The following is a 26023-nucleotide window of genomic DNA, read 5'->3' as shown; positions in this document are numbered from 1 at the left end:
CGAACGGGCGACCCTTGCATCTCCAGGTTCTATGCGCGTAGTGCCTTGCGGGGCAAGGGCATGTGACGTGGGCCCCGCCGTTCGGGTGCCACCGGTCCGGGCGGGGCAGCTCCGGTGCCGCCGGTCCCGGGGGCCGGGTCGTCGTCCGGTGGGGAGGTCAGCCCAGGACGGGGAGGTACGCGTCCAGGTCGGCGCGCTCGCCGCTGGCGCTCACGGTCGCGGCGTCCACTTCCCGCGCCCAGGTCGTACGGCCGGTCGCCAGCCGGATCCAGGTCAGCGGATCGGTCTCCACGACATTCGGCGGCGTGCCCCGGGTGTGCCGCGGGCCCTCGACGCACTGCACCGCCGCGTACGGCGGGACGCGGACCTCCACGGAATTGCCCGGCGCCTTGGCGGCGAGCGCGTCCGCGAGCAGCCGGACGACGGCCGCGACGGCGTGTCGGTCCAGCGGCACGTCCACGCCGGTCGCCCGCGCCAGGTCGTCGCTGTGCACCACCAGCTCCACGAGCCGCGTCACGGTGAAGTCCAGCGCCCGCATACCGCCGAACACGTCCGGCACCACCAGATCCGTCCGCAGCGCCCGCTCCCTGCACCCGGCCAGTTCCTCGGCCGCCGCCGCCATCGCCTCGGCCGGGTCCCCCATGGCCGCGGCGGCCTCCTTGGTCGTGGCGTCCAGCCGGTCGGCGATCCCGGCCGTCGAGACGGCCCAGGTGTCCAGGTCGGTCAGCTGCCCTTTCCCGGCGGGCACGGCTTCGGCCACGTAACGCGGCAGCACCACGGTCTGCCGTACGACATGCGCGACGAGCGTCCGTACGTCCCAGCCGGGCAGCCCGCTCTCCCGCTGGAGCCGCTCCCCCGTCAGGGCGCTCACGGCCGACCGGAGATGCCCCGCCTGCGCGGTGAGCGCCCCCCATGTCCGGTCGGGCTCATACGTCCGCGCGCGTCGGCGCCGTTCAACGGGCATGCGCCCGAGGTTATACGGGCCCACTGACAGCGACGGTCATCGGCGGGACGGGGCCGGGAGGGCGGGCATGAGGGCGAGACGGCGGGCGAGGGCGCTGACCTGTTGGGGGCCGAGAGCGAAGGCGTACCGCTTGAGGGCGAAGGTGGCGGCGTCCTTCATGTCCGCCTCGGCGAGACCGGCGACGAGGTCGGCCAGGATGGGCGGGCTGCTCTCGGTGAGGGAGCGGCTGGCGATGACCGCGTTGACGCACTCCGGCAGGGAGTGGTCGTGCAGGGCGACGAGCCACCTCACCAGGTAGGTGCCTGTCGCCACGTAGTGCTGGCGGGACAGGGCGGTGCGGACCTGCTCGCCGTATCCGGCGGCCCACAGCGCGGCGGTGGCGTAGACGCGCGCTTCGAGGGCGACGGTCGGACCGACCAGACGGCTCACCTCGGCGACCGACAGCTCGCTGTCGCCGTCCCGCTCCTTGGCGGCGAGCGCGGCCAGCACGGCCCTCTCGACGCCGAACGCCTCCGCGTTGTCGATGAGGAAGAGCAGCCGCCTCGCGGCTCCCATCGGGTCGGCGCGGATCTGGAAGCGGAACAGCGTGACCAGGGCGGTCGGGTCGTCGGCGGCGCGCAGCGCCTCCAGGACCTCCAGGAAGTCCTCGTCCGGCAGGAGCGCGACCGAGGCGAGGAAGTCCTCGTAGTCGCCCGGCGCTGCCAGCAGACCGCTGAGGAGCCGGAGCCGGTCGGCGACCGGGCGGCTGTTGACGGCCGTGACCAGTTGGGCGCGGTCCCGCTCCCGGCCCGGCCCGAACGACGCGAGCAGCGCCGCGATCTCCTCGGGCGAGCGGGTCAGGGCGGTGGCGAGCAGCCGGTTGGCGTCCACCGGCCAGCCCATGTCGCGCAGCGCCTCCACGAAGTAGGGGGTCGTCTCGACGGGATGCGTGAAAGCGGCGGCGCGCATCAGGTGGCGTACGCCGTCCGCGTGGCCGCTCTCACGGAGGGCGTCGGCCAGCTCCACGACGGCAGGGGCGTCGTACGACTCGGCGGCTGCCGCGAGCGCGATCAGCGCGCGGCCCTCCATGCCCGCGCTCCACAGCGCCTCGCACAACTCGGCCAGCCCGGCGGGTGTTTCGGCCTCCGCGACGGCGGTGTCGAGCAGGGTGGTCGCGAATCCCTGGAGCAGGACGATCCGCGCGTCCGCCGCCTCGGGCGGCCGGCCCCCGGTCCGCTCCTCCTCCCGCTCCTCCTCCCGCTCCTCGTCCAACGCCTTCAGGACGCGGATGAGGTCGCCCGGCGACCTTCGGACGACGACCGCGGCGGCCCGCACGTACAGCTCGAACGCCTTCTGCCGACGGCCCATCGTCAGCAGCGCGTCCGCGAACCGTACGGCCTCCTCGTCCGACTCGGTGGTGGCCTCGGCCAGGACGCGGTCGGCGTCGGCGTCCAACTCCGCGGACCACAGGGCGCCGAGCAGGCCGAGGACGTACTCGGTGTACGCGTTCTCCGCGACCGTCCTGGACAGCAGCCGGTCCGCCTCGGCCGGGTATCCGGCGGCGCGCAGCGCCCGCACCGTGCCCACGACGATTTCGGGGATCTGGGTGGTCACCACCTCGATCAGCCCGTGCGGGGCCTCTTCCGCGCCGTCCACCGCGTACAGCGCCTCCAGGCACTCCACGACCGCCTGCGGGCCGCGCGCGGCGACTTCCTGGAAGGGGATGCCCCAACTGTCCCCGTTCAGAAGGGCGACGAGCGCCGCGACCTCCTGCGGGGGCCGCAACGCGCCCGCGAGGCGCAGCAGTTCCCGGGCGTGCGCGCGTCCGCCTTCGGTCTGCCCCCACCGCACGTACTCCCTCGCGAGGGCGCGGGGCTTTCCTCGCAGCGCCTCCTTCAGGTCGTCCGGGATCGTGAGGGCGGGCGGGGCGGGCTTCGGGCCCGGCAGCGTCTCGGACGGCGGCGGCGCCGCGTGCGCCGCCCCGTACCGGTTGCGGGCGATGGCCAGCGTGCGGCCGGTGTTGCTCAGCCGCTGCTGCGGCAACGGCCGTCCCTTGGCGAGGAGTTCGCCGCGCAGCCGCTCGTAGACGCTGGTGACCTCGATCAGGGAGTCGCCGCCGGGCAGGCCCTGGTCGAGGAGGCGGATCAGCTCGCCGGTGAAGGCGGTGTAGGTCTCGCCGGGCGGGGCGAGCGCCTTGCGGGTGGCGGCGCTCGCGGTGAGGAGGTACGACCCGGCGATACGGGTCTGCTCGGCCATCTCGACCGGCGCGTTCGCCGCGCCGCCGCCGCTCATGCCGCCGACGAGCGCGCCGCCGCTGTAGCAGCAGTCGAGGATCACGATGCGGTTCGCGTCCCGTCGGGCGGTGAGGACTTCGCGGCGCACGGAGTCGAAACCGACCGAGGTGTACGGGCGTTGGGGGTCGGTGGACGGCAGCGTCAGCAGCAGGCCGTCGGCGTCGCTGAGGCCGTGGCCCGCGTAGTACACGAGCAGCGTGTCCTCGGTCCTGCGGGCCGCGTCGTGGACCGCGTCCAGCACCTCGCCCGGCGACGCGGGTTCCGGGACCCGTACGCAGCGGTCGGGCGGCAGGCCCCAGACGGTGGGGTCTTCGAGCAACTCCCCTAAGCGGGCGAGGTTGTTCGCGACGGCCGGCAGGTCGTCGAGGCCCGGGTCGGCGAAGGTCGATGAGCCGATGAGGACGGCGTACGAGCGGAGCGGGTCGGCGAGTTCCACGGCCCTACTCCACCTCGGGCGGCCCCGCGGGCGGCTGCTGCGGCTCCGCGAGGACGGCCAGCAGGCGGCGTACGGCCTCTTCTGAACCGTCCTGCCCCGACACGGTCACGGTCAGCCCGTCGGATTCACGGGTGAAGGTGAAGCCCGATCCCGGCGGGCGCGGAGCCCGCGACTTCCACCAACCGGCGTACACCACGGCGAGGTTGGCGAGGGCCACGGCGTGCGTGAGCACGAGGTCGATGACCTCGACGGGGCCCATCTCCCCGGCCGTACCGCCGGTCCGCGTCGCCAGCCGGACCTCGTCGGGACCGTCCTCGTCGGTGCGCAGCCACTCGGACAGCTCCCGCAGCTCAGCGGCCCCGTCCTCGTCCACCGCCGCAATACTCAACCGCACTACCGCCACCCCCCGGCGTCCGTTCCCGCGCCCACCAGAACACGGTCTCACCGGATCGTGTCACAGCCGGGCGCGCGCCCGGCACCGGTTCGCCACAAGTGAGCCGGTCGGCCGGTGCGGACGCGCGCCGCGGGCGGGCCGGCGGGGCCGGACGCCGGCCGACCGCGACCCGGCCCGGTGTCCTTCCGCCCCCGGTTCACACACCTGACACGACGCCGTCACACTCGGCGGAATACCTGGTCAGGAGCGCGGGGTTCTCACCACCATGACTGTAGGAGTGACACTCCACGCGTCCGAGGCGGCGAACCAGGTCGACGCCACCGTAGAACTCGCCCGTGAGGCCGCGGCCCACGGCCTGCGCTCGGCCTGGTTCGGGCAGACCTTCGGCGCCGACTCGCCGCAGCTCGCCGCGATCGTCGGACGTGAGGTGCCCGGCCTCCACGTCGGCACCTCCGCGATCCCGGTCTTCGGGCGGCACCCGCTGCTGGTCTCCAGCCAGGCCCAGACCGCCCAGGCGGCCACGCACGGCCGCTACCACCTCGGGCTCGCGCTCGGCACCAAGCTGCTGACCGAGGCCGGATTCGGCATCCCCTTCGAGCGGCCCGTGGCCCGCCTGCGCGAATTCCTCACCGCCCTGCGGCAGTTGACGCAGACCGGCGCCGCCGACTTCCACGGCGAACTGCTCACCGCCGCCACCCCGGTCCCCGCGCGCGTGCCGGGCGCCGAGGGCGGTGTTCCGCTGCTGGTCGCCGCGATGGGGCCCCAGGCCCTGCGCGTCAGCGGGGAACTCGCCGACGGCATCCTGCCCTACCTGGCCGGGCCGCGCGCCCTGAGCGAGCACATCGTCCCGGCCGTCACCGCGGCGGCGCGGGCGGCGGGCCGCCCCGCGCCCCGGATCGTGGCCCTGGTGTCCGGCGTGGTGACGGACGACGTCGACGCGGTCCGGGCGAAGGCCACCGAGCAACTGGCCTTCTACGAGCAGATCCCCTCCTACGCGCGCGCCATCGAACTCTCCGGCGGCCGGCGCGCCTCCGACGTCGCGGTCATCGGCGACGAGGAGACGGTCGCGGCCGAGGTACGGCGCTACCGGGACGCCGGCGCGACCGAGGTGGTGTTCTCGGGCACCGACATCGCGGGCGAGGCGGACCGCCTGCGCACCTGGACGCTCCTCGGCGAACTGGCGGGCTGACCACGCCACTTCACCGGGCGGGCGTCGTTATTCGCCGTCGTCAGTCGCCCGTCGTCAGTCGCCGTCCTCAATCGCCGTCATTCTCAATCGCCGTCATCCTCAATCGCCGTCGTCAGTCGCCCAGGAGGTCCAGGTCGGCCTTGGTGATCGTGGTGGTGAGCAGAAGGTCGGTGATGAGGTTGTGGTTGAGCGCGTTGCCGACCGGCGGGGGCACCTCGTGTTCGAGGAGGCCGCGGATGTCGGTCTCGCGGTGGAGACGGCGGCGGAGCTTGGCGACGACGTGGGCCGCGCGTTTGGCGCTCCAGGGGTCGGCGGGGTGGAGGTCGGTGAGTTCGTAGGCGACCTGGGACCAGGTGAGGGGCTGGGGCTGGGGGTCGTTGCGGAGGTAGCGCTGGGCGAGGCAGGTGAGGACCAGCTTCTCCTCGTCGGTGAGGTCGCGGGTCTCGCGGTCGCTGGTCTCGCGCTCGTGGGCGACGGAGGCCGAGCCCCGGACGGCGGCGCCGGGCTGCGGGCCGGCGGAGGCGATCCGGACCTCCAGCAGGTGCTCCTGGCGCGGGGCGACGATGAAGAGCGGGGTGTAGCCGGTGCTCAACTCGGCCTGGTCACCGCCGAGTACGAGACGTGAACCGGGAAAGCGGATCGGCAGCTTGCCCGTGTTGCCGAGGGTCCAGCGGGAGTGCGCGTAGGTGATGATCCCCTGGCGGCGGCTGACGCACGCGTCGCCCGTGCCGACGCAGACGTGGACGTCCAGCTCGTTGCGGCCGAACATCACGGCGAAGTCCGCGTCCGGGGCGACGCTCATGCCGCCGCTCGGGCCGAGCACGAAGAGCGTGCCGGGCGCGGCGGCGGGAATTCCCCGGCTGAGGCTGCCGATGTCCTTGGGCAGGAAGCTGACTTTGCTCACCATGGTGAATGCCTTTCTCCTCGGCCGGGGCGCACACGCTAACCGTCGAGCCCCGGGAGGGGTCCCGGCAGGGAACTGGACCCGCCCCCCGCGATGTCGGTGGGATACGTCGGACCGAACGGCGTTTTGGTGGGAGCGCGTTGGTCGAACACCGCGCTGCCGTCCAGCAGGATGCGGCAGTGCGCCGTGCCCGAGCCGAGGGTGAGCCTGATCTCCCAGCCGACGGAGCCCGCGACCCCCGGCACCTCGACCGTCCTGCGCCAGGGCAGCTTCTGCGGCTTCCTGCTCCTGGTCACCTTGCCGTTGACGGCGTACGAGACCGTCGTCAGGGTGCCGGTTCCCGTGACCTCGAAGACCAGGGAGACCGGCTTCGCCGAGGGCGTGGGGGTCGTGGGGGCCGCCGTGGCCGTGGGGGTGGCGCCCGCGCGCGAACGCGTGGGCGTCGTACGCGACTTCCCGTCACCGCCCGGTCCCTCACCGGACGACGAGCCGTCCGAGCGCGTGGCCAGCACCGCCGCCGTGCCCCCGGCCACGGCCACGACGGCCGCCGCCACGCCGCCCAGCAGGACGCGGCGCCGCCCCGGCCCGGTTGACGGCGGCGAGAGGCCGGGCGGGTTGTCGGCGGCGCTCGCGTTCGCGTCGATGGCCGTGACGACCTGCGGCGGGAGCCAGTGGGCGGCGGGGACCGCGCTCTCGTCCGGCGCCGGGGCGAGCCGTTGGACCAGCGCGGCGGCGGTCGGGCGCGCGGCGGCGTCGGGCCGTCGGCAGTCGGCGACGAGGGCACGCAGCGCGTCCGTACCGCCGCCGTCCTCGACCCCGCCGTCGGCGCTCCCGTACGCGTACGCCAGCGTCGCGCCCAACGAGTAGACGTCGCTCGGCGGACCGGCCGCGCCCGCGACCTGCTCCGGGGACATGAAGCCCCAAGAGCCCGCGTGGCCGGACGCGTTGACGGATACGTGGCCGGGTCCGGGTGGCGTCCCGGGCGGCGCGGGCGTGGCCGTCGTCGCGATGCCGAAGTCGATCAGCCGGGGGCCGTCGGCCGTCAGCAGGACGTTCGCCGGCTTGACGTCGAGGTGGGCGACCCCGTTGCGGTGGAGGTCGGCGAGGGCTTCGGCGAGACCGGCGGCGAGGCGGCGGACGGAGGCGGCCGGGAGCGGGCCGAAGCGCTCGACGGTGTCGCGCAGGGAGAGCGACGGCAGGAATTCGGTGGCCATCCAGGGCGTGGCCGCGTCGGGGTCCGCGCCGAGGACGGAGGGGCTGTGGACGCCGCCCGCGGCGGAGTTGGCGGCGATCTCACGCCGGAACCGTTCGCGGTACGGGAGTTCGCGGGCGAGGTCGGCGTGCATGACCTTGACGGCGACGGACCGGCCGCCCCGGGAACGGGCCAGGTAGACGGTGGCCATGCCGCCCGTGCCGATGCGCGCCAGGGTCCGGTACGGGCCGACCGTACCGGGGTCGCCGGGTTCAAGCCGCAGCATTCGGGGCTCCGTTCGGTGATCCACTCGGTGTGACGCTCGGCGCTCCACTCGGCGTGACGGTCGGTGCTCCACCCGGCGCGACGGTCGGTGCCACGCCGCCTGACGTCGCGCCCGGCGTTCCGTTCCGGCTTCCGTCCTGCGTTCCGCTCCGGATTCCGTCCGGCGGGCTGACCGCGTCGAGGTAGCCGTCCCGTGTGCCCAGGACGACGAGCCCGCCGACTGCCAGCGCGCCCCACGCCGGATCGGCGGAGGCGCCGGGTTCGTTCATCGCGTCGGCGCCGTAGGTCCACAGGACGCTGCCGTCTGCGGCGTCGAGGGCGTGGACGACGGAGTCGGTCGTGCCGACCCACAGCGTGCCGCCCGACAGGCCGATCGCCGTCGACTCGCCGTACGGACTCGCCGTGTCCTGGCCCATGCGGCGCGACCAGACCTCCGCGCCCGTACTGGCCCGCAGCGCGCGGATGTGGCCGTCGACGTCGTCGGCGAAGAGCAGGCCGCCGCCGGTGCGGCGGTACGAACTCCGCGTGTCCACCGTCTTGTTCCACGCGGCCTTGCCGGTGGCGGAGTGGAGAGCGAACAGGTTGCCGTAAGCGTCGTGGGTGAACACGAAGCCGTCGCCGCCGATGACGGTGTCCATCGGCTGGTCCGCCAGCTTGTGCGTCCAGCGGACGCGGCCGGTGGTCGCGGACAGGGCGGTGATCGCGTTGGTGCCCCGCGCGGTGCTCTCAACCAGGACGAGCCCGGCGCCCGCCGTGGCGTACTGCCCTTCCACGGTCGTCCGCCAGATGACCTTGCCGCTCTTGGCGTCGAACGCCGTCACCGCGTCGCCGCCCGTGACGCAGACCATCGAGCCGGTGGCCGCCGCGCCCCACACGAAGTTCATGAGCGGCACCCGGTAGGTCCACAGGGTGGCTCCCGAGGCCGGGTCGAGGGCGCGCAGCGTGGAGGTGTCGTTCTCGCGCTCGTCGATCACGAACACGGCGCCGTCGCCGACGGTGATCTTGGATGCCTGGGTGGCGACGTCGATGGGTCGCAACCAGAGTTGCCTCCCGGTGCGCGCGTCGAGGGCGCGGGCCACGGCGGTGCCCGTGTCGTTCGCCGTGAGGAGGACGTCGCCGGTGGCGTAGATGTCGGGGTAGCCCTGCCCGTTGGCGGGCACCTTGGTCTTCCACCGCGAGGTGGCCTCCGGGGGCGCGGCGGGGGACGGCGGCGAGGCCGGGCCGCTCGACGGCTTCGGCCCGACGGACGCCCGGCCCTTGCCGGACGGACCGGGGCCCGGGCCCGAGCCGGTGCCCCTCACGGCCAGTACGACCCCTGCCGTGACGGGTACGGCGGCGACGGCGGCCACCGTCAGCAGCAGTGTGCGGCGGCTCGGGTCGCGGAGGGTGCCGGGTGGCTTCGGGGGCCCGGGCGGCAGCGGCGGCGGACCGGCGGGCGGGTCGGCCGTCGGGTCGGCCGTCGTCTGGCCCGGCGCCACGGCCTGCGGTCCCGGCGCTCCTTCGGGCCGCACCCGCCCCGGCGTCGGGGCGTACGGCGGCGGCTCCGCTCCCGTCATCCGCCGGTCCACCGCCTCGGCCATCGACGGCGGCAGCCACCGCGTGCCCTGCACGGACGCCTCCGGCTCGCCGAGCCGGTCCAACAGGGCGGCGGCGCAGGGGCGTTCGCCGGGCTCGCGGCGCAGGCAGGACGCGACGAGGGCCCGCAGCCCCCGATCCGTCACCCCGGTGAGATCCGTCCGCGCGCGCCGTACCCGTTCCAGCGTGGCCGCCCGGTCGCCGTCGCCGAAGGGCTCCCGCCCGGTCGCCGCGAACACCAGCACCGCGCCGAGCGCGAAGATGTCGCTGTCGGAGCCCGCGAGCCCGCCGGACGCCTGTTCGGGCGACATGAAGCCCGGCGTGCCGAGCAGCGCGCCGGGGGCGGTGATCGACGCGGCGCCGTCGGGGCGGGCGATCCCGAAGTCGATCACGCGGGGGCCGCCCACCGTGAGCATGATGTTCTCCGGCTTGAGGTCCCGGTGCGCGAGGCCCGCGCGGTGGATGTCCACCAGCGCCTCGGCCAGGGCCGCCGCCAACAGGCGTACGGCGGCGGGCGGCAGACCGCCGTACGCGCCGACCGCCTCCCGCAGCGACAGGCCCGGCAGGTACTCGGTCACCAGCCACGGCACGGCGGCGTCCGCGTCGGCGTCCAGCAGCGGCGCGGTGAACGCCCCCGTCACCGTACGGGCCGCCGCCACCTCCCTGCGAAAGCGCGCCCGATAGCGCGCGTCCCGCGCGAACCCGGCCTTGACGACCTTGACCGCCACCGCGCGCCCGCCCGGCGAACGCCCCAGGTACACCACGCCCATTCCGCCCGCGCCCAGTCGCGCCAGCAGCCGATGGCCCCCGATCTGCTCCGGGTCCTCCGGTTGTAGCGGCTCCACGGCGCTCATTCCTTCTCGGCCGCCGGGGCGGGAGTCACAGGAGCACCAATTGTCGCCTTGTGCGGGGCGGGGATCGCGGGGTCCTCACAAGGACTTCACAGCACGTTCTAGAGGGGGCGGGAGCGGGTGCTTCAACGCGTCCGGTCAGTGGCGGACTTCGCTTGCCAGTGGGCCAGCCGCTCGCGTACGAGAAGGAGGTCGCGATGCTCGGGGTCGAGCACCTTGGCCATGTCGTCCAGCACCGATCTGAGAGCGGTGACAGCGGCGGCGGCGCTGCTGTCCACGCCGAGCCAGTTGGCGAGCCTGGCACGGAGGAGGAAGGTGTGCGGATGATCGGGGCCGAGGACCCGCGCGTAGTCCTCGTACAGCGCCTCGTACGCGGCCACGGCACCGGACGGAGCACCCGCTCTGCCCTGCCATTCGGCGAGGTGCCCACGGATGGCGAGCGTCTGATCGTGATCGGGGCCGAGCACCCGCGTGGCGTCCGCCAGGAGTGCGACGTACGTCGCGACGGCTGAGGACGGATCGCCTGTGCCGCCTTCCTGGTGAGCGAGGTCGCTGCGGACGGCGAACGTGAGCGGATCGTCGGGGCTCACCTTCAGATGCGGGCTCTCCAGCCACTCCCCGAGCGCGGCGGCGGCCGTACCGTCTCCTGCCGCGCGTTGCCACAGCGCGAGAAGGGGACGGACAAGGTGCGTGTACGGATGGCCGGGTCCCAGCAGATGCTCCATGTCGTTGAGGACGTCCGTCAACGCGGCGACGGTGCCCGCAGCGTCCCCCGCCCGCCCGTACCAGTTGGCGAGGACGGCACGGTTGAACAAGGTGTGCCGGTGGGCGGGGCCCAAAAGCGTGTGCGACACGCGTACGACGTTCGCGTAGTAGGCGATGGCATCGGAGACTTGGCCCGCCATTCCCAGCGACCTGCCGTAGCGGTGCAGCACGACGTGCGACGCGGGCTCGTACAGCGCCTTCTCCGCGACCCCGATCACGGCGGCCGTGTTCGCCCGCAGCGACTGCGCCAGTTCGGTGTCCCGCTCGACCTCGGGCCAGGCTTCCACCAACCCGTCGGCGGCCACCCGCGCCAGCGCGTCCTGTTCCGCCTCGGTCAAGGTGTCGCGCACCGCGCGCTGGACGAGGCGGTGGACGCGGACGGCGCGGTGCGGCGTACGGGGGCTGTGGTCGAGGAGGCTGAGGCGGTGGAGGACGCGGAGGGTGCGAACGGCGTCGTCGGAGGAGACCGTGTCCTGGGAAGGGGCTTCTTGGGCGAGCCAGTTGAGCGCCGGGGCGCCGGTGAGGACGGCCTCGGGGATGCCGTTGGGGTCGAGCATCGAGGCGAGTTGGAGCATGGGGCGGGCGAGGCCGACCGGGGCGTGGTGGTCGGCGCGGTCGAGCGACAGGGTCCAGGCGGCGGCGACGCCGGTCGTCTGGTCGTCGGGCAGGGCGGTGGGGCGCAGGTCGGCGAGGCGCTGGGCGCGGTCGGCGAGGCGGGCGCGGTAGGTCGCGCAGGTGATTCCGGCGTCCACGACGTACGCCGTGGCCTGGGACATGGCGAGCGGCAGCCAGCCCAATGCGCCGCCCAGCGCCATGAGTTCGCGCAGCGGCTCGCGGTCGTGGGCGGCGAGGGCGGTGGTCAGATAGCCCTCGCTCTCCTCTTCGGTGAAGACGCCGACGGTGACCTGTCTACGGCCCCGGCCGGTGAGGGCGGCGTCGCGGCTGCGGGTGGTGACGACCGTACGGCCGGTGGGGCTGTCGGGCGGCCACAGGCCGGTGAGGTCGGCGGGGTCGGTGACGTCGTCCAGGACGACGAGCCAACGCGGCGCTTGCGGGGCGGGTTTGGGCTCAAGCCAGGCCAGGAAGGCGCGGGCGGCGCGCTCGGGGTCCTCGCGGTCCGCCCCGAGCAGCGTCTGCGCGGCCTCCGCGAGGCCGTCCACCACCGCCTGGCGGCTGGTCGCCGTGACCCACACCAGCAGGTCGAGGCGGCCGGACCGCCACGCGTCCCGGGCGTGCCGCGCGGCGAGTTGGGTCTTGCCCACGCCGCCCATGCCGGTGAGGACCTGGCCGACCACGGCCGTACCGGCGTCGGTGAGCGCCGCGTCCAGGGCGCCGACGGCCGCGCGGTCCTGGAAGCAGTCCGCCTCGCGCGGGACGACGCCGATCTGTACGGGCCAGGCGGCGGGCGGGCGCGGGGGCGGGTGGTGGTGCTGGTGGAGTCCGCCGTGGACGGTGTGGGCCGCGACGGAACCGTCAACGGCCGTTATCGTGACGGCCGTTGGCGTCCTCGTGGGCTCTTCGGGTGGAGCGCCGGGTGCGCTCAGCCCTGTGGCGGACCCGGCACCTGAGGGTCCGGCGCCGGGGGGTTCCCGATCGTCACGTCACCCATCCGTACGGCGGCGGCCGAGCCGCCGTCCGCGCGGATCTCGACGTTCCCCCCGATGGCGACGCCATCGCCTTCCGCCGAGGCCGTGGCGGGCGTCAACGCCCGTACCTCGTCAACGACGCGGCGCAGCGCCTCCGCCAACTCCCCGTCCTGCTCGACCGCTTCGTCCAGCGCGTCGGTCAGACGACGGCGCGTCCTGGCGGACACCTCCCCGGCGTCCGCCTCCCGCGCCGCCCGTTCCAGCGCCGGGTCCTCCCCCAGCGCACCGGAGACCAGCGTGTGCAGCCGGTCCATTCCGGCGTCCAGACCCCGGTCCACCTCCGCGTCCGCCCGCCCCGCCACCCGCCGCGCCTTGGCCACCAGCCACGCGCACACGTACCCGATCGCAATCTCCACACCGGTCACTCTTTGACGGTAGCCCCAACTCCCGTGCCGCCGCACCGAAAGCGGCGGCACCACCGGGGGGCGTGGCGGGCGGCCCCGTGAACTCCGCCGCCCTCACCCACGACGTGCCCCGCCATGGGCCGCGACCCACCCCCGCCGGGCTGCCAGCCCGAAAACAACCGCATCTGCCCCACTGGGGCCGGTTCTCAAAGGCGCACCAACCCCGTGGCCGGTCGCGCAGTTCCCCGCGCCCCTCAAAAGACCGGCTCACCGCCCGGACAAAAGACAGTCCGCCCCGTCAGGGGCGCGAGGAACTGCGCGAGCAACCCACCACCGGCCGGTGGTCCGTGCACAACCGAACTGCCCCGCCGGGGCGGCTGGTGACCTGCGGGAGCGTCGTGGGTGAGCGCGCCCACGCGGCGGCAGCCGCACATCAAACACAGCCCCGCGCCCCTCAAAGGATCGGCTCACCGCCCGGACAAAAAGACAGTGCGCCCCGTCAGGGGCGCGAGGAACTGCGCGAGCAACCCACCACCGGTCGGTGGTCCGGGAACAACCGAACCGCCCCGCCCGGGGCGGCCGGTGACCTGCGGGAGCGTCATGGGTGAGCGCGCCCACGCGGCGGCAGCCGCACATCAAACACAGCCCCGCGCCCCTAAAAAGATCGGCTCACCGCCCGGACGAAAATCGGTCCGCCCCGCCACGGGCGCGGGCCCTCGCGGATGAGGACGAGGGTCGCTGGCCTTGCGCAAGGCGGGGCATTTCAGGGGCGCGAGGAACTGCGCGAGCAACCCACCACCGGCGGGTGGTCCGGGGACAACCGAACCGCCCCGCCCGGGGCGGGTGGTGACCTGCGGGAGCGCCGTGGGTGAGCGCGCCCACGCGGAACGGCGCCGTCAGGCGCCGACGGTGCCGTCGATGGCCTCGCGGAGCAGATCGGCGTGGCCGTTGTGACGGGCGTATTCGAGGATGACGTGCTGCATGACCAGGCGGAGCGAAACGTCCTCGTCGTGGCGGGAGTTGTGGACGACGAGGTCGAGGGTAGGGGCGGCGCCCTCGATGCGGCGGGAGTGGGCGACCTCGGCGTGCCAGGCGGAGAAGGCTTCGTCGCGGGTGGAGCCGGAGGCGTCGTACGCCTCCTGGAAGTCGCCGGTGGCGGACCAGACGAGAGGGATGTCCTCGCCGTCGATGATCCGGCGGAACCAGGCGCGTTCGACCTCGGCCATGTGCCGGACGAGCCCGAGCAGGCTGAGGGTGGACGGCGGCATGGAACAGCGGCGCAGTTCGTCGTCGGTGAGGCCGTCGCACTTCATGGCGAGGGTCTCGCGGTGGTAGTCGAGGAAGCCGCGCAGCGTCTCGCGCTCACCGCCCGTGGTCGGCGGGCCGGTGCGCGGGTCGGGGGTCTCGGTCTGCTCTGAGGTCACGGTCCATTCTGACCGGCCCCCGGCACCCCGGCCCCCGGCCCCCCGGTGCCCGCGGCACCGGGAGGCGGTCATCCCCGAGTGGCGAACGGTCTCAGCACTCCCGCAGGCCGGGCGCCGGGTCCTGGCCGGTGTAGAGGTCGACGGCCGGGACGTTGCCCCAGGCGCCGTTGTCGAGCTGCGTCCAGTACCAGATGTCGTTCTGGCCCGCGTGCGGGTCGCCGTGGCCCCAGCAGACGAACCAGTTGAAGCCGGTGGTCAGGGTGCCGCGGGTCGCCGAGCGGTAGGAGCGGTCCGCGAAGCCCCTGGCCCCGACCTTGTTGCCGCAGTACAGACGGCCGTCGGAGCGGACACCGCACTCGGCGGCCGGCCTGACCTTCTCCTTCGCCGGAGCGGCGGCGGCGGCCGTGGCCGAGGCCCCGCCGGTCATGGCGAGACCCGCCGTCATCACGGCGGCGGACAGCAGCACGGCGATGTTCTTACGTGTAATCACTGCACATTCCCCTCGTTTCGTGCGCCAACGTGCGAGCGCGCGAAACGATCATGGGTGACGGCGCACAGCCCCGAGCACCGCCATACGGGTGGATCCGGCACATGCCGTCTTATGACGCCTCCGGCAATTGCCACGACGCCCGATTCCCGTAAAACGTCAAGCCGTTCGTCACACCGTTAAGACCATCGCCGGTCCACGCCACACCGCACAGATGCCCCGGCCGCGTCATCGCGGCCGGGGCACCCGGTGGACTTTCCCGTCACATCAGCGGGAGGCTCAGGCGAGCAGCGCCGGAATCGTCCCCTCGTGCGCGGCGCGCAGTTCGCCCAGCGGAATGCTGAACTCCCCCTGCACGTCGATCTCGTCGCCGTCGATGACGCCGATCCGCGCCGCCGGAAGCCCCCGCGCCCCGCACATGTCGGTGAAGCGCAGTTCCTCGGAGCGCGGCACCGCGACGACGGCGCGGCCCGCGGACTCGGAGAACAGGAACGTGAAGGCGTCCAGACCGTCCGGGACGACCAGCCGCGCGCCGTGCCCGCCGCGCAGGCAGGACTCGGTGACCGCCTGGACGAGACCGCCGTCGCTGAGGTCGTGGGCGGCGTCGATCATGCCGTCGCGCGACGCGGAGATCAGGATCTCGCCGAGCAGCCGCTCGCGGTCCAGGTCGACGGCGGGCGGCAGACCGCCGAGGTGGTCGTGGACGACCTGCGACCAGGCCGAGCCGCCGAACTCCTCGCGGGTGTCACCGAGCAGGTAGATCAGGTGGCCCTCGTCCTTGAAGGCCATCGGCGTACGCCGGTTGACGTCGTCGATCACGCCGAGCACCGCGACCACCGGGGTCGGGTGGATCGCCACGTCGCCGGTCTGGTTGTACAGCGACACATTGCCGCCGGTCACCGGGGTGCCGAGCTGGAGGCAGCCGTCGGCGAGACCGCGGGTGGCCTCGGCGAACTGCCACATCACGGCCGGGTCCTCGGGCGAGCCGAAGTTCAGGCAGTCCGAGATGGCCAGCGGCTTGGCCCCGGAGGCGGCGACATTGCGGTACGCCTCCGCGAGCGCCAACTGCGCGCCCGTGTACGGGTCGAGCTTCGCGAAGCGGCCGTTGCCGTCGGTGGCGATGGCCACGCCGAGGTCGGTCTCCTCGTCGATCCGGATCATGCCGGAGTCCTCGGGCTGCGCCAGCACCGTGTTGCCCTGCACGAAGCGGTCGTACTGGTCGGTGACCCACGCCTTGGACGCCTGGTTCGGCGAGCCGACCAGCTTGAGCACCTGCTCGCGCAGTTCGGCGGAGGTGCCGGGCCGCGGCAGCTTCCCCGCGTCGTCGGCCTGGAGCGCGTCCTGCCAGTCCGGCCGGGCGTACGGGCGGTGGTACGTCGGCCCGTCGTGCGCGACCGAGCGCGGCGGCACGTCCACGATCTGCTCGCCGTGCCAGAAGATCTCCAGTTGCGAGCCCTCGGTCACCTCACCGATGACGGTGGCGATGACGTCCCACTTCTCGCAGATCGCCAGGAAGCGCTCGACCTTGTCGGGCTCGACGATCGCGCACATGCGCTCCTGCGACTCGCTCATGAGGATTTCCTCGGGCGAGAGCGTCGCGTCGCGCAGCGGCACGGTGTCCAGTTCGACGCGCATGCCGCCGGAGCCGGCCGAGGCCAGCTCGCTGGTGGCGCAGGACAGGCCCGCGCCGCCGAGGTCCTGGATGCCCGCGACCAGTTGCTCGCGGAAGATCTCCAGGGTGCACTCGATGAGCAGCTTCTCCTGGAAGGGGTCGCCGACCTGGACGGCCGGGCGGCGGGACGGGCCGGTCGAGTCGAAGGTCTCGCTGGCCAGCACCGAGACGCCGCCGATGCCGTCGCCGCCGGTCCTGGCGCCGTACAGGATCACCTTGTTGCCGGGGCCCGACGCCTGCGCGAGGTGGATGTCCTCGTGCTTCATGACGCCCACGCACAGCGCGTTGACCAGCGGATTGCCCTGGTAGCAGGGGTCGAAGACGACCTCGCCGCCGATGTTGGGCAGGCCGAGGCAGTTTCCGTAGCCGCCGACGCCCGAGACGATGCCGGGCAGGACGCGCCGGGTGTCGGGGTGGTCGGCCGCGCCGAACCGCAGCGGGTCCATCACGGCGACCGGCCGCGCGCCCATCGCGAGGATGTCGCGGACGATGCCGCCGACGCCGGTGGCCGCGCCCTGGTAGGGCTCGATGTACGACGGGTGGTTGTGCGACTCGATCTTGAAGGTGACGGCGTAGCCCTGGCCGACGTCCACGACGCCCGCGTTCTCACCGATGCCGACGAGCAGCGCGTCGGTCTGCGGGGCCTTCTCGCCGAACTGCTTCAGGTGCACCTTGCTCGACTTGTACGAGCAGTGCTCCGACCACATGACCGAGTACATCGCCAGTTCCGCGCCGGTCGGGCGGCGGCCCAGGATCTCGCGGATCCGGGCGTACTCGTCCTCCTTGAGGCCGAGTTCCTTCCACGGCTGCCCGGCCTCGGGCGTCTCGGCGGCGTGCTTGACGGTATCGAGGGTCATGCGGAGACCAACTTCTTCAGGACCGAGGTGAAGAATCCGAGGCCGTCGGTGCGGCCGGTGCCGATCAGCGGCTCGACGGCGTGCTCGGGGTGCGGCATGAGGCCGACGACATTGCCCGCGGCATTGCTGATGCCCGCGATGTCACGGAGCGACCCGTTCGGATTGCCGTCCAGATAGCGGAAGACCACCCGGCCCTCGGCTTCCAGTTCGTCCAGCACCCGCTCGGCGGCGGTGTAGCGGCCGTCGATGTTCTTCAGCGGGATGGAGATCTCCTGGCCGTCCGCGTACTGCGACGTCCAGGCGGTGGCGCTGGTCTCGACCCGCAGCTTCTGGTCGCGGCAGACGAAGTGGAGGTGGTTGTTGCGCAGCATCGCGCCTGGCAGCAGATGCGACTCGGTGAGCACCTGGAACCCATTGCAGATGCCGAGAACCGGCATTCCGGCCTTCGCCTGTTCGATGATCGTTTCCATCACCGGCGAGAAACGCGAGATCGCGCCGGCCCGCAGATAGTCGCCGTACGAGAAGCCGCCCGGCAGAACCACCGCGTCGACCTGCTGGAGATCCTTGTCACGGTGCCACAGCGGTACGGCTTCGGCGCCCGCGACCCGGACGGCGCGCTGTGTGTCACGGTCGTCGAGCGTGCCGGGGAATGTGACGACGCCAACGCGCGCAGTCACGACTCCACCTTTACGGCGAAGTCCTCGATCACGGTGTTCGCGAGAAAGGTTTCCGCCATCTCGCGAATGCGGGCGAGGGCGGCGTCGTCGACCGGCCCCTCGACCTCTAGTTCAAAGCGCTTTCCCTGGCGGACGTCGGAGATCCCGTCGAAGCCCAGGCGCGGCAGTGCTCGCTGCACCGCCTGGCCCTGGGGGTCGAGGATCTCCGGCTTGAGCATGACGTCGACTACGACGCGTGCCACTTGCACTCCCGGTGGTGTGGTGCGTGAGGTTCTCTCAGCGTACCCGGTGCGAAAATCTACGCGAGTAGATATGAACGCGACCCCTAGCGCACCCCTAGATCACTGATCACGTTTATGTATCGGCCGCCGAAATGCTTGGGGAAACCCGTAGGTGAAACATAGGGTCCCGATTACGAAGCGGCACCCGGGGGAATTAACAGGTGTCACGATGTATCACGCGGTGCCCATTTCGTGGCATCGTACAAATGAAAACTTGTCGACACTCGACTTGTCGGCCCACCCGTGACACCGGGGCCCGGCGTCCGGTCGCGACCGTTCCCGCTCGCGACCGCCACGACACACGGGCCGCGTGCGATCGCCGGGCCCCGGCAAGGCCGATGGCGTACGAAAGGACCACATCCCTATGGCGCAACGCGTACTGGTCACCCTCGCCGACGACCTGGACGGCGGAGAAGCGGCGGAAACCATCGCATTCGGCGTCGACGGTCAGTGGTACGAGATCGACCTCTCGTCCCAGAACGCGGACAAGCTGCGCAATGACCTGGCTCCTTACGTGGAGGCCGGCCGCCGCCGCACCCTTTCGGGCCGCGCCTACAAGCGCACGCCGATCGCCCCGACCCCGGCCACCGTCCGCGCCTGGGCGCAGTCGAACGGCTTCGAGGTCCCGGCCCGCGGGCGCATCCCCAAGAAGGTCTACGAAGCGTTCAACAAGGCCAGTTGACGGTTCCGCGACAACTCACTGACAACCGCCGGGCGAACGGGCGGGGGCGGTGGTGCCGACTGGACAGCCACCCCCACCCTTCCGCTAGTGTGTGGAGCACGCCGAGGGCAGGGCCGAAAAGGCCAGGTCAGCGGAGGTCACGCGGGTGTAGCTCAGTAGCAGAGCGCCCCCCTTCCAGGGGGGAGGGGCAGTGTGCAATTCCTGTCGCCCGCTCTGGTCGCTCCGGCCGGTCCTATGGATCGGGTAGAGTGGCCGCAGCAATGCGGACGTGGCTCAGTTGGTAGAGCATCACCTTGCCAAGGTGAGGGTCGCGAGTTCGAATCTCGTCGTCCGCTCCAGCGTCACGAAGGCCCCGGTCACCACGACCGGGGCCTTCGTCGTACGCGGGCGTCCGCTCGGCGCGTCACGGGGCGGCGGGATATATCGGTTTCTAATGGCCGCGTCCGATCGGGTACAGTGTCTGCACGGCCTGCGGACGTGGCTCAGTTGGTAGAGCATCACCTTGCCAAGGTGAGGGTCGCGAGTTCGAATCTCGTCGTCCGCTCCAGCATCGCGAAGGCCCCGGTCACCACGACCGGGGCCTTCGTCGTCTCTCCGCTTCCGCGCCGGGGTGCTACGACCAGGCGGTGCCGGTGAGGCGCTCGTACGCCTCCACGTAGCGGGCGCGGGACTGCTCGACGACCTCGGCGGGCAGGCCGGGCGGCGGCTCCTCGCCGTTGCGGTCCCAGCCCAGCGCCGGGTCGGTGAGGTGGTCGCGGACGAACTGCTTGTCGAAGGACGGCTGCGCGCGGCCCGGCTCCCACAGGTCGGCCGGCCAGAAGCGGGACGAGTCGGGGGTCAGCACCTCGTCGGCGATGACCAGCGTGCCCTGTTCGTCGTAACCGAACTCGAACTTCGTGTCGGCCAGGATGATGCCCCGCTCCCGCGCGATGTCGCGGGCCCTGCCGTAGACGGCCAGCGTGGTCTGCCGGAGCAGCGTCGCGGTCTCGGCGCCGACCTCGCGGGCGACCTCCTCGTACGACACGTTCTCGTCGTGCTCACCGACCTCGGCCTTGGTGGCGGGGGTGAAGATCGGCGCGGGCAGCTCGGAGCCGTCCACCAGGCCCTCGGGGAGCGCGAGGCCGCACACCGTACGGTCCCGGTTGTACTCGACCAGGCCGGAGCCGGTCAGATAGCCGCGTGCGACGCACTCGACCGGCACCATGCGCAGCGAACGGCACACCATGGTGCGGCCCGCCCACTGCGCGGGGGCGCCCTCGGGCAGCTCGGTGGAGATCACGTGGTTGGGCACGATGTCGGCGAGCAGGTCGAACCACCACAGCGAGAGCTGCGTGAGAATCCGGCCCTTGTCGGGGATCTCGGTGGGCAGCACCCAGTCGTAGACGGAGGTGCGGTCGCTGGCGACCATCACCAGGTCGCCCTCCGCGTTCTGGTACAGATCGCGCACCTTGCCGGTGTGCAGATGTACCAGTCCCGGCACCTGGACAGGCTCGGGTTTCTCGACGAATCCGGACACGGGTCGTCCTCCCCACTCGGCGGTTCAGCTCCCGATTCTCGCTTATCGGGACAGGCGGAGCGCGCGGGGGCTCCTCCTTTCGCCGCCCGCTCGCCTCCGGCGGCTTGGACCCGGCGCGCCGCCTCCGGCGCGCCGGCCACCGGCGGACCCACCCCTCAGTCGTGCTTGCAGATGCGGTCGAGGAGGTTGGCGGTGGCGCGCTGGACGCGCGGGTCGACGTGGTTGGGGCGGTCGAGCGCCGGGGACCAGGCGAAGGTGCCGGAGGCGAAGACGTACGCGCCGCTGGGGGCCTGGTAGAGCGAGGTCTCCTGGTGGCAGCGGCGGCCGTCGGTGGACTCGTACGGCGAGTGGGCCAGCAGGATGCGCTCGATGCTCTCGGGCAGCGGGGCGCGCGGGTAGTAGCGGTCGGCCTCGCCCGCGACCAGGCCGTCGATCTCGTCGCCCTCGGTGGCGCCGGTGGCCTCCCACAGCCAGTGCTCGGCGTTGCGGACGACGAGCGGCGACGGCTGGGGGACGCGGCCCGCGTACTGCACGCCGAGCACGAGCTGTTCCGGCTCGCCGAGGTCGCGCCAGAGCGCGGTGCGGCCCTTGTTGTCGCCGCGGCGCTTGCGGCAGCTCAGCAGCCGGTCCGCGTCCCCGGCCGGGGACGGGGCCAGCTCGACCTGCCAGTACATGGTGTTGGCCGACAGGAAGACCAGCGAGGTGCCCGCGTCGCGCGCGGTCTCGGCGGCCCGGCGCATCGGCTTGGACCAGTACTCGTCGTGGCCGGGGAAGACCAGGCCGCGGTAGCGCGTGGGGTCGATACGGCCCGCGTGCAGGTCGCGGGCGTCGGCGTACGCGAGGTCGTAGCCGTAGCGCTCGGCGAAGCGTACGAAGTCGTAGGCGTGGCCGATGTGCAGCGGGAGCCCGGCGCCCGCGTAGGGGCGGTCGAAGGAGACGGTGGTGGCGGCCTGTTCCTCGCCGAGGAGCTGCCCCTTCTCGTCCCACGCGTGGTACAGGCTGGCGCCGGTCCTGCCGTCCTCGGGGTAGAGGTTGTACGCCTGCCACGTCACGTCGGGCATCAGCAGGAGCAGGTCCGCCTCGTGGGTGGCGCGGACGGTGAAGGGGACGTGGCTGCGGTAGCCGTCGGCGGTGGTGAGGACGGCCACGTACGCGCCGGTGTTCCAGTACGTGGGAATCTGCAACCGCCAGGACTGCCACCAGTGGTGGCAGGAAACCGTCCTTCCGGCGGCCAGCGGCGCGGGCTGGACGATGCCGGACAGCCGGGGGCTCGCGGACATCTTCGCGGCGCCGTCGCCGCCGTAGTGGCCGATCCGGTAGACGTCGACCGTGAACTCCTGCGGCGGGTCCACGGTGATCCGGAAGTCGATGGCCTCGCCGGGCACGACGGATCCCGCGGAGGCGAAGCCCTTGATCTGACGGCGTACGTCGTCGGCGGTGCACGGTCCGGGGAAGCGCGGGCGGTGCGCGGCGTCGCCGCTGCTCACGGCCAGGTCGACGTACCAGGGGACGACCTGGCCGTCGTCGTCCAGGTACTGGGAGGCGCCGCGCAGCCAGGGCAGCGGGCCCTGGCCGAAGGGGTCGGAGACCCCGTGGGCATGCGCTCCGGACTCCCACCGTCGGATCTGGTCCGTACTCATCGAAGCCCCTCCCTCACCCGATCCCCGGCCGCGCTGGCTCCCGCGGTTCCCCGCTCCACCCGTGGTTCACCCATGCGGTGCAATAGTGCGGCGCACATACCCAGCACATCACAGAAAGCACCGCACCGGTTACCGTTCGTGGTGAATTATCGGAACGGATCGGGCGACGAGTGAAGCAGATTCGGTCAACCGGCGTGTGGTGAACGTCACATGACCCAGGTCAAGCGGTCGCGCCGCGCGCTCCGAGCGGTCGGGAGCGGGCGGTACGGGCCAGAAGCCGGGCGGGTTCCACGCCGTGTGGCGCGCCGCGGGGCTGTGCGCGAGGCGGTGCCGGGCGGTGTGCGGTCGTGGCCGAAACGCGTCGCCCCCGGACGGCGCTCGCGCGGGGGCGACGTGGCGCTTGTCACATTGGTTGATCATGACGGCGCGTCACGTCGGTTGGTCACGACGGCGCGTCACGTCGGTCGATCACGACGGCGGGTCACGCCCGTCGATCACGACGGCGCATTACGTCGGTTGATCACACCAGCCGGATCGGCTTGTCGGGGCGGACGCCGACGGCCCTGAGCCAGGAGCGCAGCGGTGCCGCGTCGCCGTTCTCGACCAGGCGGAGCACCGGCCAGGTCAGATCGGCCCGACGGGCGCCGCCGACGAGCAGCGTGGGGCCGTCCAGCCAGTCCAGGCCCGCGTCGGCGCCCGCGGTGTCCACGGCGGCGCAGCAGACGACGGCGGTGACGTGATCGGTCAGCAGCTCACGGCCGGTACGGGGCGGCAGCAACGGGGAGACGGGCACGGGGGTTTCCTCCGTACCGCCGCCGGTTCCGCCCCCGGTTCCGCCACCGTTTCCGCCGCCGGTTCCGCCGCCGCCCTTGGCGTTCTCGGCCGTCGCGGCGTGCCGGGCCGCCTCGTCGCGGGCGGCGAGCGCGCCGATCCTGGCGGCCAGCTCCTCGCTGCCGCCGCGCGAGAGCCGGTCGATGACGCGGGTGAGGGTGGCGCGGCCCGGCTCGTCGGCGAGCGCGGCGGCGGCCCGTTCCGCCGCCGAGGTGCGGGCGGCGGCGGTCGGCCCGGTCATGGCCCGGTCGCCGAGGAGCAGGCCGCTGCGGCGCCCGCCGCCGATCGCGGCCGGTCCCTCGTCCTCCTCCTCGGCCGCGGCGGCGATGCCGGGCTCCGGCGGCGGCACCTCGTCCAGGACGCGTATCAACCGGGCGGCCTCGGTGCGCCAGATGCGGTCGACGACCTCGTCCGGATAGCCGTTCCAGCTCACCGGCGCCCAGTCGGGGCCGGGCCGCTGCGGGCCCGCGTGGAAGAGCCGGGCGGCCAGCAGCGAGACGGCCTCGTCCATCGCGCCGGGCTCCTCCAGGAGATCGCAGGCCGGGCGTTCGCCCAGCCGGGTCTCGAAGCCGTCGGCGAGCCGGTCGCGCCGGGACAGCTCGGTGAGCGCGGCGACCACCCCGGCGTCCAGCCGGGACGGCCAGCGGCCCATCCGCCAGGCGGGCAGCGCGACGCGGGTGAGCAGCCGGTCCCAGCCCGCGTAGGCCAGGCCCACCTGTTCCTGGGCGACGATCCGCAGCCCGTAGTCGACGGCCTGCGCGCGCTCGGAGGCGGAGGCGGCGACGCCCCGCTCCATCTCGGCGACATGGACACGGCAGCCGTTCAGCAGCAGCCGGACCGTCCAGCCGAGGACGCCGAACACCGGTCGCAGCAGCACAGTGCGCTCGCGGCCGTGCGCGGCGACTCCGGCCGCCGCGTCGAGGCCGCGCACGAAGCGGCGGGCGGCCGCTATCTCCGGATCGGCGGCGGGTCCCGTGCCCGCCACCACGGGCGCGAGCAGCGCGCGCAGCTCCGCGATCCGCATCCACCACATGAAGGGCGAGCCGATCACCAGCACGGGCGCGGTCCGCCTGCCCTCTTCCCTGGCGGCCTTCCTGGCCTTGCGGCCCGCGGGCCGGTCGGCCCTGCGCTCCTCCAGCCAGCTGTCGCAGTCCGGCGTCAGCTCTATCGCCGACGGCGCGGGCACCTCCATCCGCTCCGCCAGGTCGCGGACCATCCGGTAGAGGTCGGGCGCGGCGGTCTCGGCCACCGGCACCGCGGGACTGACCGCGGGCCTGGCCCGTACGATCACCGCCGCGACGGCCGCCGCGACCAGCAGCACCACCAGCGCGCCACCGGTCATCCCCCAGCGCACACCGTCCCAGCGCGAGCCGATCCGGCCGGTCGCGCCGCCCGCGTGCAGGACGACGGCGACGGCGGCGGGCAGCAGGGCCGCGCCGAGCGCGGCGCCCCGGACCCGGAGCACCGCCAGGGCACGGGAGCGCGCGACCGCCTCACCTGCTTCTCCGGCCATCGGCGACTCACCCCCTGCGCTGTGGTGACCGCCCCGATGGCGGCCTCCCCCCACTGTCGCACCGCCCACGGACATCGCAATGGCCGTACGGCTGATTGCCGCAATGTCCCGCAGTGCGCTTTCGGGGCACCCTAGTTCGGCGCCGGGAAGGAGTCAGCCTTATGGCCGAGTCATCACTCCTTGGAGTGGCTTTGGTCAGAGACCGGCCGCTTTCGCGGCGATGTCCGTACGGTGGTGGCCACCGTCCAGACCGATCCGGTCGACCGCGCGGTAGGCCCGGTCACGGGCCTTGGCGAGGTCGGACCCGGTCGCGGTGACCGACAGCACCCGGCCGCCCGCGCTGACGATCCGCCCGTCGTCCTCCCGGGTGCCCGCGTGCAGGACGTACGCGTGCTCGTCCTTCTCCGCGACGTCCGCGAGCCCGGAGATCGGGTCGCCGGTGCGCGGGGTGTCCGGGTAGTTGTACGAGGCGATGACCACGGTCACCGCCGCGCCGTCGCTCCAGCGCAGCCGCGGGAAGGCGGCGAGCTGCCCGGTGGCCGCGGCCCGCAGCAGTCCGGCCAGCGGCGTCTTGAGCCGGGCGAGTACGACCTGCGTCTCGGGGTCGCCGAAGCGCGCGTTGAACTCGATGACCCGCACACCGCGCGAGGTGATGGCGAGACCGGCGTAGAGCAGGCCCGCGAAGGGCGTGCCGCGGCGGCGCAGTTCGTCCACGGTCGGCTGGAGCACGGTCCGCTCGACCTCGTCGACGAGCTTGGGGTCGGCCCACGGCAGCGGCGAATAGGCGCCCATCCCGCCGGTGTTGGGGCCCTCGTCGTCGTCCAGCGCCCGCTTGAAGTCCTGCGCGGGCTGGAGCGGTACGACCGTCTCGCCGTCAGTGACCGCGAACAGCGACACCTCGGGGCCGTCGAGGAACTCCTCGATGACCACCCGGTCGCAGCTCAGCGCGTGCGCGCGGGCGGTGGCCAGGTCGCCGGTGACGACCACGCCCTTGCCCGCCGCGAGCCCGTCGTCCTTGACGACATAGGGCGCGCCGAAAGCGTCGAGCGCCACGTCGACCTCGTCGGCCGTCGTGCAGACGTAACTGCGCGCGGTCGGCACCCCGGCCGCCGCCATCACGTCCTTGGCGAACGCCTTGGAGCCCTCCAGCTCCGCGGCCCGCGCCGACGGGCCGAAGCAGTCGATGCCGCTGGCCCGTACCGCGTCGGCGACCCCGGCGACCAGCGGGGCCTCGGGCCCCACGATCACGAAGTCGGCGCCGAGGGAGACGGCGAGTTCTGCGACGGCCGCGCCGTCGAGGGCGTCGACCTGGTGCAGCTCGGCGACCTCGCCGATTCCGGCGTTGCCGGGCGCGCAGTGCAGCGAGGTGACGTCGGGGTCGAGCGAGAGGGAGCGGCACAGGGCGTGTTCGCGGGCGCCGCCGCCGATGACAAGGACCTTCACGCGCACCAGGGTAGTGGGCCGCGGGGCGGCGGGCCGCCCTCACTCTTTCGAGCGACCGCATTCATCGGCCTATACCTGATCACGCTGCCCGTATGGGCGGATATCCGGAGATCGCTACCCCGCGCTCAGCCGTTCGGCGGTAAGAAGAGTGCTTCACCACCGGGCCGGACATCCGGCGCCGA

General features: G+C 73.0%; 19 protein-coding genes and 3 tRNA genes. 5 read left to right on the top strand and 17 right to left on the bottom strand.

Annotation, left to right across the window (positions count from 1 at the left end; translation table 11 throughout):
- Positions 1-157: 157 nt before the first annotated feature.
- Genes ACFY9V_RS04545 through ACFY9V_RS04535 form a run of 3 tightly spaced genes read right to left on the bottom strand, consistent with a single transcriptional unit; the run spans position 158 to position 4046 of the window.
- Complete coding sequence (locus tag ACFY9V_RS04545) at positions 158-964, bottom strand: sterol carrier family protein (protein ID WP_391159390.1); 807 nt, start codon at positions 962-964, stop codon at positions 158-160.
- Between the two features lie 36 nt (positions 965-1000).
- Positions 1001-3673: a caspase family protein gene (locus tag ACFY9V_RS04540; RefSeq protein WP_391159387.1), complete on the bottom strand. Its 2673-nt coding sequence runs from the start codon at positions 3671-3673 to the stop codon at positions 1001-1003.
- Positions 3674-3677: 4 nt separating this feature from the next.
- The gene (locus tag ACFY9V_RS04535) at positions 3678-4046 is read right to left on the bottom strand and encodes a hypothetical protein (protein WP_391159385.1); all 369 of its coding nucleotides are present in this window, start codon (positions 4044-4046) and stop codon (positions 3678-3680) included.
- Between the two features lie 253 nt (positions 4047-4299).
- Here ACFY9V_RS04535 and ACFY9V_RS04530 point away from each other — a divergent pair, with 253 nt between their 5' ends.
- A complete protein-coding gene (locus tag ACFY9V_RS04530; RefSeq protein WP_355336430.1) occupies positions 4300-5256 on the top strand; it encodes a TIGR03564 family F420-dependent LLM class oxidoreductase in 957 nt (318 codons plus the stop codon).
- A gap of 112 nt (positions 5257-5368) precedes the next feature.
- Here ACFY9V_RS04530 and ACFY9V_RS04525 read toward each other — a convergent pair whose 3' ends face one another.
- The 10 genes from ACFY9V_RS04525 to purS all read right to left on the bottom strand — a co-directional run bounded on the left by ACFY9V_RS04525 (position 5369) and on the right by purS (position 18177).
- A complete protein-coding gene (locus ACFY9V_RS04525; protein WP_391159383.1) occupies positions 5369-6163 on the bottom strand; it encodes a hypothetical protein in 795 nt (264 codons plus the stop codon).
- A gap of 35 nt (positions 6164-6198) precedes the next feature.
- Positions 6199-7638: a protein kinase gene (locus ACFY9V_RS04520; protein WP_391159381.1), complete on the bottom strand. Its 1440-nt coding sequence runs from the start codon at positions 7636-7638 to the stop codon at positions 6199-6201.
- Complete coding sequence (locus ACFY9V_RS04515) at positions 7625-10057, bottom strand: PQQ-binding-like beta-propeller repeat protein (RefSeq protein WP_391159379.1); 2433 nt, start codon at positions 10055-10057, stop codon at positions 7625-7627. The genes ACFY9V_RS04520 and ACFY9V_RS04515 overlap by 14 nt, the downstream gene beginning before the upstream one ends.
- Positions 10058-10188: 131 nt before the next feature.
- Positions 10189-12123, bottom strand: a complete 1935-nt coding sequence (locus tag ACFY9V_RS04510; protein ID WP_391159376.1) for a tetratricopeptide repeat protein — start codon at positions 12121-12123, stop codon at positions 10189-10191.
- A gap of 245 nt (positions 12124-12368) precedes the next feature.
- Complete coding sequence (locus tag ACFY9V_RS04505; protein ID WP_355336145.1) at positions 12369-12830, bottom strand: hypothetical protein; 462 nt, start codon at positions 12828-12830, stop codon at positions 12369-12371.
- A gap of 884 nt (positions 12831-13714) precedes the next feature.
- Complete coding sequence (locus tag ACFY9V_RS04500) at positions 13715-14242, bottom strand: DUF664 domain-containing protein (RefSeq protein ID WP_391130444.1); 528 nt, start codon at positions 14240-14242, stop codon at positions 13715-13717.
- 91 nt (positions 14243-14333) lie between these two features.
- Complete coding sequence (locus tag ACFY9V_RS04495; RefSeq protein ID WP_391159372.1) at positions 14334-14732, bottom strand: hypothetical protein; 399 nt, start codon at positions 14730-14732, stop codon at positions 14334-14336.
- A gap of 276 nt (positions 14733-15008) precedes the next feature.
- Positions 15009-17258, bottom strand: coding sequence for a phosphoribosylformylglycinamidine synthase subunit PurL (purL, locus tag ACFY9V_RS04490; protein ID WP_391130439.1), 2250 nt, complete (start codon positions 17256-17258; stop codon positions 15009-15011).
- On the bottom strand, positions 17255-17935 hold the full coding sequence (gene purQ, locus ACFY9V_RS04485) for a phosphoribosylformylglycinamidine synthase subunit PurQ (protein ID WP_355336137.1): 681 nt from the start codon (positions 17933-17935) through the stop codon (positions 17255-17257). The genes purL and purQ overlap by 4 nt, the downstream gene beginning before the upstream one ends.
- Positions 17932-18177, bottom strand: a complete 246-nt coding sequence (gene purS, locus ACFY9V_RS04480) for a phosphoribosylformylglycinamidine synthase subunit PurS (RefSeq protein ID WP_093716007.1) — start codon at positions 18175-18177, stop codon at positions 17932-17934. The genes purQ and purS overlap by 4 nt, the downstream gene beginning before the upstream one ends.
- A 403-nt stretch (positions 18178-18580) precedes the next feature.
- On the opposite strand from purS, the gene ACFY9V_RS04475 reads away from it, so the two are divergent.
- The 4 genes from ACFY9V_RS04475 to ACFY9V_RS04460 all read left to right on the top strand — a co-directional run bounded on the left by ACFY9V_RS04475 (position 18581) and on the right by ACFY9V_RS04460 (position 19445).
- Positions 18581-18898, top strand: a complete 318-nt coding sequence (locus tag ACFY9V_RS04475) for an Lsr2 family protein (RefSeq protein ID WP_188284161.1) — start codon at positions 18581-18583, stop codon at positions 18896-18898.
- Positions 18899-19039: 141 nt separating this feature from the next.
- Positions 19040-19111: transfer RNA gene (locus tag ACFY9V_RS04470), tRNA-Gly, on the top strand.
- Between the two features lie 49 nt (positions 19112-19160).
- Positions 19161-19236 (top strand) — tRNA-Gly (locus ACFY9V_RS04465).
- A 133-nt stretch (positions 19237-19369) separates the two neighbouring features.
- Positions 19370-19445: transfer RNA gene (locus ACFY9V_RS04460), tRNA-Gly, on the top strand.
- A gap of 66 nt (positions 19446-19511) precedes the next feature.
- Here the strand turns inward: ACFY9V_RS04460 and ACFY9V_RS04455 are convergent.
- From ACFY9V_RS04455 to purD, 4 genes are all read right to left on the bottom strand, one after another.
- On the bottom strand, positions 19512-20414 hold the full coding sequence (locus ACFY9V_RS04455; protein WP_355336135.1) for a phosphoribosylaminoimidazolesuccinocarboxamide synthase: 903 nt from the start codon (positions 20412-20414) through the stop codon (positions 19512-19514).
- A 155-nt stretch (positions 20415-20569) separates the two neighbouring features.
- Positions 20570-22054 carry a N,N-dimethylformamidase beta subunit family domain-containing protein gene (locus ACFY9V_RS04450; RefSeq protein ID WP_391159370.1) on the bottom strand — a complete coding sequence of 495 codons (1485 nt, stop codon included), beginning with the start codon at positions 22052-22054 and terminating at the stop codon, positions 20570-20572.
- 520 nt (positions 22055-22574) lie between these two features.
- Positions 22575-24398, bottom strand: coding sequence for a hypothetical protein (locus tag ACFY9V_RS04445; protein WP_391159367.1), 1824 nt, complete (start codon positions 24396-24398; stop codon positions 22575-22577).
- Between the two features lie 195 nt (positions 24399-24593).
- Positions 24594-25841: a phosphoribosylamine--glycine ligase gene (gene purD, locus ACFY9V_RS04440; RefSeq protein ID WP_355336130.1), complete on the bottom strand. Its 1248-nt coding sequence runs from the start codon at positions 25839-25841 to the stop codon at positions 24594-24596.
- Positions 25842-26023: the final 182 nt, after the last annotated feature.

The organism is Streptomyces sp. NPDC008317 (genome assembly GCF_042955955.1).
Taxonomy (GTDB): Bacteria; Actinomycetota; Actinomycetes; order Streptomycetales; family Streptomycetaceae; genus Actinacidiphila.
Note: the sequence above shows the minus strand (reverse complement) of the source record. Positions and strands in the feature narration are given on the sequence as shown.

Excerpts from the sequence above, each read along its gene's own strand:
- ACFY9V_RS04545 (WP_391159390.1), bottom strand. The coding sequence starts at position 964 with ATGCCCGTTGAACGGCGCCGACGCGCGCGGACGTATGAGCCCGACCGG.
- ACFY9V_RS04525 (WP_391159383.1), bottom strand. The coding sequence starts at position 6,163 with ATGGTGAGCAAAGTCAGCTTCCTGCCCAAGGACATCGGCAGCCTCAGC.
- ACFY9V_RS04520 (WP_391159381.1), bottom strand. The coding sequence starts at position 7,638 with ATGCTGCGGCTTGAACCCGGCGACCCCGGTACGGTCGGCCCGTACCGG.
- purL (WP_391130439.1), bottom strand. The coding sequence starts at position 17,258 with ATGACCCTCGATACCGTCAAGCACGCCGCCGAGACGCCCGAGGCCGGG.
- ACFY9V_RS04475 (WP_188284161.1), top strand. The coding sequence starts at position 18,581 with ATGGCGCAACGCGTACTGGTCACCCTCGCCGACGACCTGGACGGCGGA.
- ACFY9V_RS04450 (WP_391159370.1), bottom strand. The coding sequence starts at position 22,054 with ATGAGTACGGACCAGATCCGACGGTGGGAGTCCGGAGCGCATGCCCAC.
- ACFY9V_RS04445 (WP_391159367.1), bottom strand. The coding sequence starts at position 24,398 with ATGGCCGGAGAAGCAGGTGAGGCGGTCGCGCGCTCCCGTGCCCTGGCG.